At 64.5% G+C, this 13,930-nt stretch carries 12 protein-coding genes; 6 read left to right on the top strand and 6 right to left on the bottom strand.

The annotated features are described in order from the left end of the window. Nucleotides 1-40: 40 nt before the first annotated feature. From E3T31_RS06900 to E3T31_RS06890, 3 genes are all read right to left on the bottom strand, one after another. The gene (locus E3T31_RS06900) at nucleotides 41-706 is read right to left on the bottom strand and encodes an SDR family NAD(P)-dependent oxidoreductase (RefSeq protein WP_174844857.1); all 666 of its coding nucleotides are present in this window, start codon (nucleotides 704-706) and stop codon (nucleotides 41-43) included. After that, nucleotides 706-2,112, bottom strand: coding sequence for a DUF6421 family protein (locus E3T31_RS06895; protein ID WP_134468100.1), 1,407 nt, complete (start codon nucleotides 2,110-2,112; stop codon nucleotides 706-708). The genes E3T31_RS06900 and E3T31_RS06895 overlap by 1 nt, the downstream gene beginning before the upstream one ends. Nucleotides 2,113-2,605: 493 nt before the next feature. Continuing rightward, the gene (locus E3T31_RS06890) at nucleotides 2,606-3,727 is read right to left on the bottom strand and encodes a Fic family protein (protein ID WP_241977720.1); all 1,122 of its coding nucleotides are present in this window, start codon (nucleotides 3,725-3,727) and stop codon (nucleotides 2,606-2,608) included. A gap of 309 nt (nucleotides 3,728-4,036) precedes the next feature. On the opposite strand from E3T31_RS06890, the gene E3T31_RS06885 reads away from it, so the two are divergent. Both E3T31_RS06885 and E3T31_RS06880 read left to right on the top strand, forming a co-directional pair. Then, nucleotides 4,037-5,035, top strand: coding sequence for an acetamidase/formamidase family protein (locus E3T31_RS06885; RefSeq protein WP_134468099.1), 999 nt, complete (start codon nucleotides 4,037-4,039; stop codon nucleotides 5,033-5,035). Between the two features lie 55 nt (nucleotides 5,036-5,090). Then, nucleotides 5,091-5,852: an SDR family NAD(P)-dependent oxidoreductase gene (locus E3T31_RS06880; RefSeq protein ID WP_134468098.1), complete on the top strand. Its 762-nt coding sequence runs from the start codon at nucleotides 5,091-5,093 to the stop codon at nucleotides 5,850-5,852. A gap of 21 nt (nucleotides 5,853-5,873) precedes the next feature. Here the strand turns inward: E3T31_RS06880 and E3T31_RS06875 are convergent, their stop codons facing one another. Continuing rightward, nucleotides 5,874-6,767 (bottom strand): amidohydrolase family protein, encoded by an 894-nt coding sequence (locus E3T31_RS06875; RefSeq protein ID WP_134468097.1) that lies wholly within the window; start codon nucleotides 6,765-6,767, stop codon nucleotides 5,874-5,876. 35 nt (nucleotides 6,768-6,802) lie between these two features. Next, nucleotides 6,803-7,579, bottom strand: coding sequence for a sulfite exporter TauE/SafE family protein (locus E3T31_RS06870; protein WP_134468096.1), 777 nt, complete (start codon nucleotides 7,577-7,579; stop codon nucleotides 6,803-6,805). Nucleotides 7,580-7,846: 267 nt separating this feature from the next. Here E3T31_RS06870 and E3T31_RS06865 point away from each other — a divergent pair, with 267 nt between their 5' ends. The 3 genes from E3T31_RS06865 (at nucleotide 7,847) to E3T31_RS06850 (ending at nucleotide 11,340) form a co-directional block, all read left to right on the top strand. After that, on the top strand, nucleotides 7,847-9,625 hold the full coding sequence (locus tag E3T31_RS06865; RefSeq protein WP_370304351.1) for a gamma-glutamyltransferase family protein: 1,779 nt from the start codon (nucleotides 7,847-7,849) through the stop codon (nucleotides 9,623-9,625). A gap of 121 nt (nucleotides 9,626-9,746) precedes the next feature. Beyond that, a complete protein-coding gene (locus tag E3T31_RS06860; protein ID WP_166788414.1) occupies nucleotides 9,747-10,463 on the top strand; it encodes a GntR family transcriptional regulator in 717 nt (238 codons plus the stop codon). Between the two features lie 475 nt (nucleotides 10,464-10,938). Further along, entirely contained in the window at nucleotides 10,939-11,340 is a 402-nt protein-coding gene (locus E3T31_RS06850) for a DUF3592 domain-containing protein (protein WP_233195416.1), read from the top strand. Here E3T31_RS06850 and E3T31_RS06845 read toward each other — a convergent pair. Continuing rightward, nucleotides 11,337-12,488 (bottom strand): cation:proton antiporter, encoded by a 1,152-nt coding sequence (locus tag E3T31_RS06845; RefSeq protein WP_134468093.1) that lies wholly within the window; start codon nucleotides 12,486-12,488, stop codon nucleotides 11,337-11,339. The two genes, E3T31_RS06850 and E3T31_RS06845, sit on opposite strands and share 4 nt — an antisense overlap. A gap of 60 nt (nucleotides 12,489-12,548) precedes the next feature. Here E3T31_RS06845 and E3T31_RS06840 point away from each other — a divergent pair, with 60 nt between their 5' ends. Beyond that, entirely contained in the window at nucleotides 12,549-13,385 is an 837-nt protein-coding gene (locus E3T31_RS06840) for an SDR family NAD(P)-dependent oxidoreductase (RefSeq protein ID WP_134468092.1), read from the top strand. Nucleotides 13,386-13,930 lie beyond the last annotated feature (545 nt).

Raw genomic sequence — 13,930 nt, 5'->3', positions numbered from 1 at the left:
CGTGCGCCGGTTTCGGCAGCGCGGCCTGTGTTTCACAGCATTAGGTTTCGGTGTCGGCCTTGAGCAGGACCCGGCTGTTGTTGACGGATGCCGCTGCCTCGTCCCACAGCCCCGTCACCCGGGTAGCCAGCTCGGCTTCGAGTCCCTCCAGCGAACGTACGACGAAGATCGCAGCCGCGGCGGTGACCCCGGCTTTCGCAAACCCCGCTCCGACCGCGCGTACCCACGTTTCGGCCGCGGACTTCGCGGCCGCGTAATTCGCGCCGCCAGCTGAAGGCTGGTCCACCGACACGCTCGACACGATCGCGAGCCGTCCGGCCGACGAGGCCAGCAGGTCGGCGTTGAACGCCCGGGTGGTGTTGCGCAGCGTGGTGACCACGTGCGAGTGCAGAAAATCCCAGTCCGCGTCGGTCTGACCGGCCAAACCGCCGCCGCCGCGCCATCCGCCTACCAGGTGAATCAGCCCGTCGATCGGGCCGATCGCTGAGGCCAGCGCGGTGACCGCGGCAAAGTCAGTGAGGTCGCACTCGTAGAGCGCGGCCTCGGGCGCGACCGCGAGCACGGACTGGAGGCGGGCGAGATTGGAGCCGACGGCGACGACGCGCGCGCCGGCATCCGCTAGTGACGAGGCAACGGCCAGGCCGGCCGTGCTGGTCGCCCCGGCGATGAGCACGGTTCGGCCAGCGACGGCCAGACTGGCACTCATCAGTCGACCGCGCTGGCGGTGATACCGGCCGTCGACTCAATGACCGTGCGCATTTTCTTTTCCAGCGCTTCGAAGAACATCGACAGCGGAAATTCGTCGTCGAGAACCTGGTCGGTGTAGCCCTTCGGGGCGCCGGCGAGCACCTCGAGTGGCAGCCCGCGGGCCCAGGTCGACGCCGGATTCGGCGTGAGCGTCTTCGAGATTATTTCGTAGGCCGCGAGCCAGTGCGCCTTCTTCGGTCGGTCGATCGACGCCCAGTACAGCTCGTCGACCTGCGCTCCGAGTGCGATGACCACTTCGGGCACGGCCTCCCAATCGAAGGTGAGCCGCGTGTCGGTCCAGTGCAGCACCCCGTGCTGGTGCATCCAGGCGAATAACAGCTGCCCGCCGAGGCCGTCATAGTTGCGCACCCGGTTGCCGGTGATCGCGAACCGAAAGATGCGGTCGAAGATGACCGCGTACTGCACCAGTTTCGCGTGCCGACGCGCCTCGGGGCTGGCGAGTTCGCTGCGCTCGATCGTGACCGATTCGCGAAAGGCGGTCAGGTCGCAGCGCAGCTCCTCGAGCGAATAGAGGAAGAACGGCATGCGCTGCTTGATCATGAACGGGTCGAACGGCAGGTCTCCGCGCATGTGGGTGCGGTCGTGGATGAGATCCCACATCACGAAGGTCTCCTCGGTGAGGTGCTGGTCGTCGAGCAGCAGAGCCGCATCGGCTGGCAACTCGAGCCGGGTGATCTCGGCGGCCGCGCGCACGACCCGGCGAAAACGGGCGGCTTCGCGGTCGGCGAAGATCGCCCCCCAGGTGAACGTGGGAATCTCGCGCATCGCAACGGTCTCGGGAAACAACACCGCGGAGTTGGTGTCGTACCCCGGGGTGAAATCGAGAAAACGAATCGGTACAAACAATTTGTTCGTGTACCCGGCCTCGAGTTCACCGATGAATTCCGGCCAGATGACCTCGATCAGCACGGCTTCGACCAGGCGGTTGGCGCTGCCGTTCTGCGTGTACATCGGGAAGACCACGAGGTGGCGCAGCCCGTTGATGCGGTGCTGCTGCGGCTGAAAAGCCATCAGGGAGTCGTAGAAGTCGGGCACGCCGAATCCTTCAGCGGCCCAGCGGCCAAAGTCCACGATCAGGGCTTCGAGATAGGTGGAATCGTGTGTGAAGCGCGGCGCGAGGTCGGTGATCGCGGCGGTGATGCGCGAAACGGAGACGTCAGCATCCGCATGCCGCGCGGCGTCGGCAATCGAGCCGTCCTGCGACTGCAGGCCCTGTAGCGAGGTCGCCGCGGCCTTGAGGTCGAGCCAGGACGGATGCTGGGCGAGATCGACGCCGTCTTCGAGAACCTCGGGCTCTCCGACCAGAGCGTTAGCTACGTGTGTTTTTTCAACAGATATCGACATGGGAACCTCCGATTCGCGTGAGTGCCGCAATTGCGGCGGGCGTGCTCCTTCAGAATATCGGGCGCAGAGCGGCGTTTTCTTGCGATTTTTCGCAACAAATCGTCGCTCATGCCGGGTTTGGGCGCCGAGAATCGACGTTCCGCTCGCGTGCGCGCACTTCATGCCGACGTGGCCGTGCACCGGAGTGGAGCGTGCGTACTCAGGCTCTGATAGGCCTGCCGGGGACGATTTGGGAAACGCGGCCCTTTGTGATGCCGAGGAGGCGTCCGATATTGCGAATCGAATAACCTGCGTCGGCCAGTTCGACCGCGCGTTCGGACGTGTCGGTGACCATCGCCCGAGCTTCGGCCTCCCTCGCGTGTGACTTGTACTGTGTAGCTCACCGGAGTCACCCCTTCCCCAGAATCCCTTCGAGGTCCCGTTCTATCGCGCGGAGCAAGCCAGAGGGGAGTCGTGAGTTCCGCGCGCGACACGTACTGCGAAATCTGAGCCCTCAGTTTCCCAAGCGTTGACGACGTGCGCGGGCACCGAAATCGTCCAGCGCGTTCAGGAGTTCTGTCGCCTGCCAGTGGCGATTGCGTCGGCCTGCTGTCGACTGAGACAGGATGCCGGCATCGACGAGCTTTTTGATGCAGGTGTCTGCGGCTGGTTCACTGACTCCGAGCTCGCGGCAGACTATCGCGATGGTTACGATCGGCTGCCGCAGCAGCAGGATTTTCAGACCATGCACAGAGGAGTCGCTGCGCGCTTGTACCGTTGCGTCCCATCCGGCGGTGATCGACGTGATTTCCTTGTCCAGCCTGCGACCGTTTATAACGGCAGCGAACGCGGCTTCCGCAATCGTCTCGATAATCGGACGCACATCCCCATTGCGATAAGCAGTGAGTGCAGCGAAGTAGCCCTCGGTGTCGCCGAGGAGACCGGCGGAGACTGGGACGGTCACGTTTTTGGTGACGCCGCCTGCGCGCAGCATCCCCTGCACTGGGGCGCGCCCGGTACGACCGTTGCCGTCGGGGAAGGGATGGATGGTTTCGAACTGAGCATGCGCTATCGCGACCTGCGCGATCACAGGGAGATCGCTGCGACGCACGAACTTCATTACGTCATCCATGAATTCGGGGACTCGGTCCTGGTGCGGGGGAATGAACGAGGCGTTGTGCGGAGAAATTGAACCACCGCCGATCCACACTTGCTCGTTCCGCCAGCGTCCGACAATTAGGGGATTCGACTTCTCCAACAGCGCACGGTGCATGGCGAGAACGGCTTCGAGGTTTAAGCCGTCGGCCAAAGCGATGGCAGCTTGCATCGCGGCGACGTTTGCGACAACAAGCTTCGCATTGCCGGAGGATGCGTCACCGATTTCAGCCAGGGCCACCTGCTTGGCGCTGGAGGTGAGGTTTTCCGCCTCAGAGCTGGATGCACTCTCGGTGCGAAGGAGTATCGACGAGAACGGGGCGGACAAGGTGCCCACCTCGGCATCGAAGCGAGTCAGTTCTCGCCCCGCATCGTCGGAAAGCGCAACTAGATCAGCGGGCAGGGTCGTCGGAAGGTCCTCGATGAGTGGGGGAACCGTGGCCCTATAGGGCCCGGATGCGGCGACGAGAACCAACCTCATCCCCTGATCGCTCCCACGGCCGCAACTCGAATGTTGTGGTCGGCCAGGCGGGGCGGGACGCACTCGATCATATTGACGTACTCAACCGACCACCCGCGAGCAGCGCGCCGACTAACGCGCCGCGCGGGACGTGCTCATGGGTGGGACCGACTCTGGCGACGGGTATTACGTCGTCGGCGGGGCATCCGGTCTGAGCGATTTTCTACTCCCCGCCGCGGATTGAAGCAGGTCGACCGCCGCCAACGCACGCCATGCAGGTATCGGCATATGGTGACGACGTGGGCATATATCGCCGCGATAAGCTGCATTATGGACTCCCTCGACTTTCGCCCGGATCGCAGCCAGTTCGTGTACACCTTCGGCGGCGCGGCGCCCAGCCACCGGGTGCGGCCAGGGACCCTGCTCAACCTCTGGTCGGAGGACGCGTTCAACCACGCACTGACGAGCGTCAGCGACGTCGCCAGCCACGTGCTCGACTTTCGCTACCTCAACCCGCAGACCGGCCCCTTCTACGTGGACGGGGCCGAACCGGGCGACACCCTGGCCATTCACATCATTGATCTCACCCCGGCGCGCAGTTGGGGAGCCTCGGCTGCCATCCCCTTCTTTGGCGGCATGACGAGCACCGACCGTACCGCCATGCTGCAACAGGCGCTGCCCGAAGCTACCTGGATCTACGAGGTTGATACGCTGGCCGGCACCGTCGGCTTCCAATCCCGCTTTAGCGATTTTGAGGTAGCACTGCCCCTCGCACCCATGCTCGGCACGGTGGGAGTAGCCCCATCAGGGGGCGAGGTGCGCTCCTCCCTCGTGCCCGAGCGTTTTGGCGGCAACATGGATACCCCCGAGATCAAGCCCGGCACCACCGTCTTTCTCGGTGTAAACGTTGAGGGCGCTCTATTCTCTATCGGCGACGGTCACTACCGGCAGGGCGAGGGTGAGAGCTGCGGTACCGCCGTCGAAGGTGCAATGAACTCCGTCATTCTGGTCGACCTGATCAAGGGCCGCGCTCCGCTATGGCCGCGCCTGGAAACCGACGACTACTGGATGGTCGTCGGCTCGTCCCGACCCATGGAAGATTCCTGGCGGATCGCTCAGCTCGAGATGATCCGCTGGCTCAGCGAGCTCTTCGATCTGCACGAAATGGATGCCTACCAACTGCTCAGCCAGACCTCCGAGGCACCCATTGCCAACGTGGTCGACCCCAATTACAGCGTCGTCGTGAAGGTGCGCAAATCGCTATTCCCCACCGTTCACGCTTTCGACGGGATGCACCGCGACCTGCGCGAGCGGGCCGCCATCCGCTGACCTGCTCCGAGACTTTCTCACTCGCTCCGAACCCGCATCACCGAAAGGACCCACCTTGGATCTGCGCATCGCCCAAAAAACCGCACTCGTCACCGGCGGCACGAAGGGCATCGGGCGCGCGATCGTCGATGCCTTCGTTGCCGAGGGCGCCAACGTTGCCTTCTGTGCCCGCAGTGCGGCGGAAGTCGCCGCTACCGAATCCGAATTCGCCAATGGCCCAGCCACTGTCGTCGGCACGGTGCTCGACGTACGCGACAGCGAGGCTCTGGGGCGATGGGTTGCCGACTCCGCCAAGCGCTTCGGTGGCATCGACATGGTGGTGAGCAACGTGAGCGCCCTCGCCATTCCAGATACGGCGGCCAACTGGACGGACTCGATCGAGGTCGATCTGATGGGAACGGTCAACCTCGTGAAGGCATCGATCCCATTTCTGGAGCAGAGCACCGCGCCGTCGATAGTGGCGTTGTCGAGCGTATCCGGCCGCGAGGTGGACTTCGCGAGCGGTCCGTATGGCACGGTGAAGACGGCCATCATCGGTTACATTGCCGGTGTCGCCTACCAGCTTGCAGCGAAAGGAATCCGTGCAAATACGGTTTCACCGGGCAATACGTACCACGCGGGTGGAGTCTGGGAGAGCCTCGAGACCAGCGACGCCGAGTTCTTCACCGAGGCGGTAGGGCTCAACCCGACCGGTCGCATGGGCACGCCGCAGGAGATTGCAGCGAGCGTCGTGTTTCTATCCAGCCCGGTGTCGAGCCGAACAACGGGCGCGAACCTGCTGATCGATGGTGCGCTCACCCGCGGAATCCAATTTTAACGTCCTGAGTTTGTTACCGAACTACTCGCCGATCAGGCGCAGGCCGTTGTACCAGCAGACGGCGCGTAGCCAGTCGTCGTCGAGTCGCGGCTCCCGGTCGCGCAGACGTTCAAGCACCTCCAGTTGGTGCGCATACGGGTATGGAATGTTGGGAAAATCGCTGCCGAGCACCACGCGGTCGGGCAGGTCCGCCAGCCGCGAGAGTAGGGCGGGGTTGAACGGCGCGAGTTGCTCGAAGAAGTCGGTGAACACCATCGTGGTGTCGAGGTGCACCCAGGGATACCGCTCGGCGAGATCGAGAAACTCGCCGTATTCCGGGGCGCCCAGATGCGCGACGACCGCCGTGAGTAGCGGATGCCGCGCCAACACTCCCGCAAGCGCGTCCGGCCCGGTGATCCCCGGCCGGGCCACCGGCCCGCTGCCGACATGGATCACGACCGGAATCGCGGCGTCGGCGAGCAGCCCCCAAACCGGGTCGAGGATCGGTTCGCGCAGATCAAAAGCCCCGACCTGCGCGTGAATTTTAAACACGCGGGCGCCGCGGTCGAGGGCGGACTGCACCTGGTCGAGCACGCCCTCCTCCGGGTAGAACGTGGCGCTCGGAACGCAGTCGGTATGCTCTTTCGCGAGATCGAGTGAGAAATCGGTCAGGGAAGCCGCCATCCCGGCACGATGCGCATAGGACAGCGCGGTGAAGCGTCGCACGCCGAGCCGGCGAATCGTCGCGAGCCGCGACTCCTGGTCCTCGCGGTACCGAATCGGCCACGGGTGGCCGATGAGCGGCTCGATCTCGTCGAAATGAGCCCAGACGCGCCGCAGCATCCGCTCGGGGAGAAAATGCGTGTGCAGGTCGACCAGCCCGGGCAGGCCTAGCCCCCGCCACCAGGCCGGCACCTCATTGTCATGGAGACTCATTGCACCCAGTGTGTCAGATTGCCTGACCGAAGTAATTAGGTGACCAGCAGCACGACCGCGGCCGTCAGCGCGACGATCACGAGAATCGTGCGCAGCACCGGGGCCGGCAGGCGCCGCCCGATTCTGGCGCCGAGCCAGCCGCCGAGGGCCGAGCCGACGCCGATCAGGAGGGCAATCATCCAATCGACCGTGCCGCTGGAGATGAAGATTACCGCCGACACGACGTTGGCGACACCGGCCAGAACGTTCTTGGCCCCGTTCGCGCGGTGCATGTCGGTCGACCAGAGAATCCCGAGGAGGGCCAGAAGTACAACGCCCTGGGCTGCACCGAAATAGCCGCCGTACACGCCGGTCGCCAGCACGCCAAGGATAAGACCAATCGTCACCGGGCGGGTGTCGGCATGGGCTACGTCGGATTTGCGCCGCACGAATCGCGCGATGCGCGGCTGTATTGCGGAGAGCAGACCGGCAAGAAGCAGCAGGTACGGAACGACAATGGAGAATGCGGATGCCGGCAGAACCAGCAGCAGGACGCCGCCGACAATCCCGCCGATGGCGGAGAAGATGGCCATGAGCCCCACGGCGCGCCACTGCCCCTGGAGCTCGCGACGGTAGCCATAGGCGCCAGTGACGGAGGCCGGTACCAGGCCAACGGTGTTCGACACATTCGCGGTGATCGGAGGGATGCCAAGGGCGAGCAGGGTCGGAAAAGTGATCAGCGTGCCCGCGCCAGCCACCACGTTGATGATTCCGGCCACGATCCCCGCCACGAAGATAATCGAGCCATTGAGCAGGCTTATCTCAATTTCCATGGGTGCTGTCCTATTCGTAGACGATCTGTCTCTATACCGTATACAGTATCCAGACAACAGACGAACTATTTCACTCCTTCCACCTGCCGAGTCCGACCGAAGAAATAAATGGATGCCCGTTCCACGCCCGTTGCCCGGTTGCGATAGATCGCTGCCGAACCGAGGTGCCGCTTCTGCTCGGCATAACGAGCCCCGAACATCAGAGCGCCTGCCACCTCGTCACCGCAGAAAATGGCGCACCGCGCATCAGCCAAGGAGACACGAATCTTGTTTACAACCCGTCCTGAACTCGTCGGAAACGTCGGCATGGTGGCCTCCACCCACTGGATCGCCTCGGCCACCGGAATGAGCATCCTCGAGCGCGGCGGCAATGCCGCCGATGCCGCCGTAGCCACCGGCTTCGTGCTGCAAATTGTTGAGCCGCACCTCAACGGACCCGGTGGCGAGGTTCCGATTTTGGTCTGGTCGGAAACCGACCAGCAGGTATCCACCATTTGCGGTCAGGGCGTGTCGCCGGCTGCGGCAACGATCGAGGCCGTGACCGGGTTGGGCCTGGACGTGATGCCGGGGACGGGCCTGCTGCCCGCGGTCGTGCCGGGTGCCTTTGGGGCGTGGACGCTCCTCTTGGAACTGCACGGCACCATGACGCTGCGCCAGGTGCTCGAACCGGCCATCCAGTATGCCGAGGAGGGACATCCGCTGCTCAAACGGGTATCCGCTGCCATCGAAGCGATGCAGGAACTGTTCACGGCCGAGTGGCCCACCTCGGCGGCGACCTGGCTGCCGGGCGGACAGGTGCCCGCAACCGGAAGCTGTTTCCGGAATCCTGTGCTGGCCGCGACCCTGCGCCGGATAGTCGCGGAGTCCGAAGCTGCCGGCGGGTCGCGAGAAGCGCAAATCCGCGCGGCCAGGGACTGCTGGTACCGCGGTTTTGTCGCCGAAGCCATCGGTGACTTCTGCGCCGACAACGAGGTGATGGATACCTCGGGGGAGCGTCATCGGGGGCTGTTGACCGCCGACGACCTGGCCCGGTGGGAGCCGACGGTGGAACAGCCGCTCACCTACGAGTATCACAACTACACCGTCTGCAAGACGGGCCCTTGGGGGCAGGGACCCGTCTTTCTGCAGCAACTGGCGCTGCTCGAAGGCTTCGATCTGACCGCGATGGGACCCGGCTCCGCTGACTGGGTGCACACCATCCTGGAGAGTTGCAAACTCGCGTTTGCCGATCGCGAGGCCTGGTACGGCGACCCGAATTTCACCGACGTGCCCATGGCGGCTCTGCTCAGCCCGGAATACAACGCGCAGCGTCGCCTGCTGATCACCGACACGGCCTCCGTGGAACTCCGCCCCGGCAACCCCGGCGGCGCCCAGGCACGACTGCCGCATTACCCGGCATCTCCAGCCGGATATGAGAATTTGATCGGATCCGGCGAGCCGACGATCGCCAAATCGGGGGAGACCCGGGGGGACACCTGCCACGTCGACGTGGTCGATGCCAACGGGATGATGATCTCGGCCACGCCCAGTGGCGGCTGGATGCAATCGTCCCCAACGATCCCCGCTTTGGGCTTCTGCCTCAGCACCCGCGCTCAAATGTTCTGGCTCCAGGAAGGTCTGCCGAACTCACTGCGCCCGAGCGCTCGCCCACGAACCACGCTGACGCCGTCCTTCGCCCTGCGCGACGGCAAGCCCTGGCTCGCGTTCGGAACCCCGGGCGGCGACGCGCAGGATCAATGGTCGTTGAACTACTTCCTGAACCTCGTGCACGGCGATATGAATCTGCAGGAGGGTATCGATGCCCCCGGTTTTCACTCCACGCACATGCCCAACTCCTTCTTCCCGCGGGATGCGCATCCAGCCGAGGTCTATCTGGAGAGTCGGTTTGATTCGGCCGTGCTTGACGAGCTGCGGGATCGCGGTCACGTCGTCGTGGTCGGTGAGCCGTGGTCCGAAGGGCGAGTGAGCGCTGTGGCGCGCGATGGCGGCTGGCTTAAGGCTGCGGCCAACCCTCGGGGCAACCAGGGCTACGCCGTCGGGCGCTAGTCGCACGGGGCACTGAACGAGGCGCCCCGAGAACTGCGGCATAATCAACAAATGTTGTGCGCGCCGGACGGCGGCAGCTGGCGGTCCGCTACGGAGGAATGGCCGAAGAGGAGTAGTTGAAGTGTGGGATGTCTTAGAGTCGAAAGGGGATGAGTTGCGCACTCTCGGCTTGCTGAAAGCCGCCCAAACCCTGGGCGAACGGGTTTACGAGGTGTTGGAAGAGTCCATTGTCGACGGTGTCATCGCACCGGGTTCCCACCTGCGTGAAGACGAAGTCGCCAGGCAGCTGGGCGTGAGCCGAAACCCGGTGCGTGAGGCCATTCAACGGCTCGTGCACGACGGATTCGTCGAACATCGGGCGGGCAAGAAGGGTGCCTTCGTGCACGCCCCCAGTGACAAGGAAGTGCAGGAGGTTTTCCACGCCCGCTCACTGTTGGAAAGCGACTGCGCACGATTGGCCGCTGAAAATATTTCAGACGTCGATTTAGCCCGGCTCCAGGAGCTGCTGGGGCATGGTGATGCGGCGATCGCGGCCCAGGACGCCAAACACCTGCTAGAGCTGAACGACCGGTTTCATAATATTGTCGTGGAGGCCGCTGACAACTCGGTGATTGCCCGAATGCTGGGGGTGCTGCAACGACGAATTCGCTGGTATTTCTACCAGGTCGTCGTGACCCGGGCCGCCGGTTCGTGGGACCAGCACCGCCAGATTTACGAGGCGCTGCGCGACCACGACGGCGACCGGGCAGCGGTGTGCATGATGGCTCACGTCATGCAGACCGCAGCGACGATCCGTGATCACCAAGACACGGTGGATGGCACTGGCCTACCCAACTAGCCAGCGCAACCGTGACAAGAGCGCGCAGCAGGCCTATTTTTCCCGGCGAAAGGAGGTCACACGAGGAACACACTGCAGATCAGCATTGTCCCCAACACTCCATTTATCGGATATTTGCGAGAGTTTGACGCTCCGGTGGTCCGGGCCTGCTTTACGATTTGCACGCCCTCGTCGAGGCGGGCCAGGCACTCGCCGGGTCGGGGAAACCCCGTAACCATAGGCTCGCCACTCGTGCTCGTCCCAGACAGCTCCAATGCCCATCTCTCCCGAATGGATTCCCAGGTACCGGCATCGGCGTGGGCGGCCAGACCGCTCATGGTTGCCCGCTGCTCGGCCGGTTTGATTCCGACCAGATCGTGTCGCCAGCCCTGGGGTACAAACAGCCCGAATCGCATGGTTTCATGCCTAGACTGCCGCCTGGTCGGGGCGTCAAACGTTACTCTGGAGCCAGGAACACAACAATAAACGGACGGCGGTGACAGTGCACGCTCTCGACTTCGCCGGCATCATGAGCGAGATCCTCACCCTCGTCGGCCTCATCATCGGAGCGCTGCTCTACATTGTCGGCCTGTCCGTGCGCGGCATCAGCGGCCGCTGGACCCGCACGACCGCGGTGATCGCCGCGTCGGGGCCGGCCACGGTCATCCGCTGGTTTGATGGCGACGGCGATGTACACGAATGCCCGGCCGACACGCACGAGACGCACCACCTAGTGCCTGGCGACGACGTGCGTGTGTGGTTTCGCAACCGCCACCCCGAGCGTTGCCGCACACACGACCCCGAACTCGACGGCAAGGGCCTGCGCCTGATCGGCCTGGTCTTGCTCGGCATCGGCGTGCTCGCCGGCGTGACCGGCATCGTGCTGATGTTCGTCTAACCGACCGTCTTTTCGGCAGCGGATGCTGCGCGCGGCCGCGCCCATCCGCTCGCCGCCGCGGTCACCGCGATGGTCACGAGTGCGCCGAGCAGCAGCGCCGCCGCTTCCCCGGGGGCGAGCACGTGCAGCTGGGTACCGATCGTCGCGGCCGCGATCGGTATACCGAGCTGGGCCGCCGACAGTAGTCCGAACGACAGGGGCAGGCCCAGCACCCGGGTGGTCGCGTGGGTCAGCAGGGTCGCCAGGCCCAGTGTCAGGCCGAGGGCGATCATCTGCGGGTGGTCGGTCAGGTCGCGCAGCGCGAGCGAAGCGCCGAGCCAGACGAAGAACAGAGGGCCGAAGAATCCGTCGGCGAGGGCGAAGAGCTGGCGGGCCAGGCGGCGCGGTTCGCCGACCGCTGCGACGGCGAGCCCGAACGCGAAACCGGCGAGCATGACCGAGACATGGCTGAACACGGCCACCGCCGAGAGGGCAAACAGAATGGCCAGTTGGATGCGCAGCTCGAGGGCGAACTTGCGTTTCGCCGAGAGCTTGTGCAACCGTGCGCGGGAGCCGTTTCGTTCCAAACGGGACAACAAGAGGTACAAGGCCACGGCCAGCGCCGCGATCAGGGCGGCGCCGAGCGCCGCGCGGCCCGCATCCGGCGGGTCGATGGCCAGGGGCAGCGCCACGATGGCCGCGATGTCCGCGATCGCAACCTGTGCCGTGAGTTCGAGCATCGAGCGCCCGCGCAGCCCCAGGGAGTGGATGAGTGGCAGCACGAGCGCGGCCGACGAGGAAGCCAGCAGCACTATATACAGAGGTGCGTGATTCGTTCCGAACATCATCGCGATGGCCACGCCGAGGGCGCTCGCCGAGACCGTGACGAGAATCGCCCGCACCAGGCCCGCCGAGAGCGCCGCGCGAATCGCGCCGGTACGAACCGGCACGTGCGTGCCGGCCACGAACATGATCAACGCGAATCCGACATCCGCTAACAGGGTCAGAGTGGGGTCGGCGGCCTCGACGAGGCCGAAGCCGGTTCGACCGACGATGACGCCGGCGGCGAGCTGGCCAATGACGACCGGGATATTCCAACGGCGCGGCATCGCCAGGAGCGGCCCGAGCAACGCGACCACGGAGATGATCGCGAGGGTTTGAAAGTCCATCCGCGCCTCCTCCTGTTGCTAGATCGAGCGTAGTACTGCTGCAGACGGCATGATGGGGGTATGAGTCGAACCGTCGCCGGAGCCAACGTGCTGATAACCGGAGCAGCCAGCGGCATGGGCCGCCTGTATGCCGAACGCTGCGTTGCCGAGGGGGCCAAAGCCGTCATCCTCTGGGACCGCGACGGTGCTGCGCTCGCCCAAACTGCTGCCCTCCTGACGGAACGCTCCAACGGGCTCACCCGGATCGCGCCCTACGTCGTGGATATCGCCGATCTCGGCGCCATCGCGCAGACCGCACAGCGCGTGCGCACCGAGATCGGCAACCCCGACGTCGTCATCAACAACGCCGGAATCGTGCGTGGCAAATATTTCTGGGAGCACGACAACGGCGCAGACACTCGCCCCACCATGCAGATCAACGCGCTCGCCCCGATGTACATCACCCGAGAGTTTCTCCCGGCCATGATTGCGAGCGGATGGCGTGAGTCACGCATCGTAAATATCGCGTCGGCCGCCGGCACCCTCAGCAACCCGCGCATGAGCGTTTATGCCGCTTCGAAGGCCGCCCTGATCGGCTGGAGCGATTCGCTGCGGCTCGAGCTCGTGCAACAGGGCCACGGCCACGTCAAGGTCACCACGGTCTGCCCGAGCTACATCGACACCGGCATGTTCGAGGGCGCGCGCGGGCCGCTGCTCACCCCGCTGATGACCCCGGAATATGTCGTCGATCGGGTCTGGCGGGCCATGCTCGCCGGCAAGCCGCAGCTACTGTTGCCCTGGACGGTCAGCCTGTCAAAGGTGCTGCGCGGCGTGCTGCCGCTGGCAGCCTGGGACACCGTCGCCGGTCGCGCCTTCGGCGTGTACCGCTCGATGGATCGGTGGGTCGGTCGCGGGTAGTGGCCCCCGTTCGCCGCGCGAGATCGCCGAAGATAGTGTGAATTTCGACAAACATTAAGTTTGCACGGCGCAGAAAGCTGAATATTGCTCTTTGCAGCTGGGGCACTCGCACTCCCATTGTTGTCACTCTTCCAGCAGGAAGGTGACCACGTTGACGGACCGGGCCCCAGCCTCATTGCGCCCGCTCCCGTGCGGTACATCGGGCGACGCGGACCGCCCGTGGCCTCGAAGCCCCCGTCTTTCGGTGCTGAGCGTGCCATCGCTCACGGCGACCGGTCTGCGGAACTCGACCATTCTGGGCGAGCCCGCCGAGCCCGCCGAGCCCGCCAACTCCCGCTCCGAGCGGTCTGGAGACCCCGGCTACTGCCGTTGGTTGAGCTTGCCGAGACCGCCATGGACTGGCCTGAGCCGGTCTCGAGAACGCGGGGTCTGCCCGAATGCATATTCGCACATAAATCCAAACATATCTGAGAATCTCTCGACTTGGGCCTCGGGTTTTGGTACACTTCTTCTATGAGCCAGAGCGGCGACACTCCCCAGCCGGG

The sequence above is a fragment of the Cryobacterium sp. TMS1-13-1 genome (genome assembly GCF_004403125.1).
GTDB lineage: Bacteria > Actinomycetota > Actinomycetes > Actinomycetales > Microbacteriaceae > Cryobacterium > Cryobacterium levicorallinum.
This window is presented reverse-complemented; position numbering and strand designations above follow the sequence as displayed.